The sequence below is a fragment of the Crenobacter oryzisoli genome (assembly GCF_030385785.1).
Lineage (GTDB): Bacteria > Pseudomonadota > Gammaproteobacteria > Burkholderiales > Chromobacteriaceae > Crenobacter_A > Crenobacter_A oryzisoli.
In genome coordinates this window covers 1-888 of sequence record NZ_JAUEDK010000114.1, presented here as the reverse complement: position 1 = coordinate 888, position 888 = coordinate 1, and the positions used below count along the sequence as shown (strand labels likewise).

Below are 888 nucleotides of genomic sequence, written 5' to 3'. Positions count from 1 at the left end.
ACTCGAACTTGAACTGCTGCGGCGTATTGTCTTTCACCGCCTTGGCCAGCCAGCTCATCTCATCGGCCGTCACCTTCGGTGGACGCCCCGGGATCGGCTTGGCCAGCAGGGCGTTTTGGCCGCCATTGGCAAAGTCTGCTAACCAGCGAAACACCGTGCGCGGGTTGACACCGTAGGCGGCTGCTACGCTTTGCACCGATTGGCCCTCTCGAATCGCCTTGACGGCTTGCTGGCGCATGACCTGGAGGGTGTGGTGGTCAATCCCGCGGGCGTCAGAGTTTCGTTTGCATTTCATGAAGAAAATTATCACATGAAATGGCATTACTTTCTAAAAGGTTAGTATATAAAGGGCGAGCCCCCTAAGTGGCGCTGGGGTAAGCGTTGAAACCTTTGTTGTACTGTTGAACGGCTTGCACAAGCCGATGCCTGCCGATCGGGTCGAAGTGGGCGTAGCGCAGCGCGATTGACGACGCGCAGAACATTGCGATTGAACGCGGCGGTAACACCGAGTGCATCGTCGTAGGTGGCAGTGACGGCAGACTAAGTCGCTGATCACGAATGAATTTGATAGCGTCCGTCAAGGTGGTGTAAATTTCAGGCCAGAACTCCGGTCCGGTTTTCCAGGTTTACACGCCCAGTAGCTGGGCGTTGTCAGGCAAGCCCTCTGCAGGCTCCGCCATGGTGTGCTGCGGCATGTAACGGTGCTGCAGCTGCCATTCTTCGTTCTGTTCCATCAGCACTGCACCGATCAGCCGGCGAATGCTCCCCTCGTTCGGGAAGATCCCGACGACGTTGGCGCGGCGTTTGATTTCCTTGTTCAGTCGCTCCAGCGTATTGGTCGAGTGAATCTTCACCCGATGCGCCGCCGGGAAGTCCAGGTGTGCCAGC

2 protein-coding genes and 1 pseudogene are annotated in these 888 nt (G+C 57.3%); all 3 read right to left on the bottom strand.

Going from position 1 to position 888, the window contains the following annotated elements:
* A partial coding sequence (locus QU481_RS23735) for a helix-turn-helix domain-containing protein (protein ID WP_289828410.1) occupies positions 1-295 on the bottom strand: 295 nt, incomplete at its 3' end.
* A gap of 41 nt (positions 296-336) precedes the next feature.
* Positions 337-522, bottom strand: a pseudogene (locus QU481_RS23955) (hypothetical protein); the annotation flags it as partial.
* Between the two features lie 104 nt (positions 523-626).
* Positions 627-888 (bottom strand): transposase (locus QU481_RS23730; RefSeq protein ID WP_289832395.1); only part of this gene is annotated, 262 nt, incomplete at its 5' end.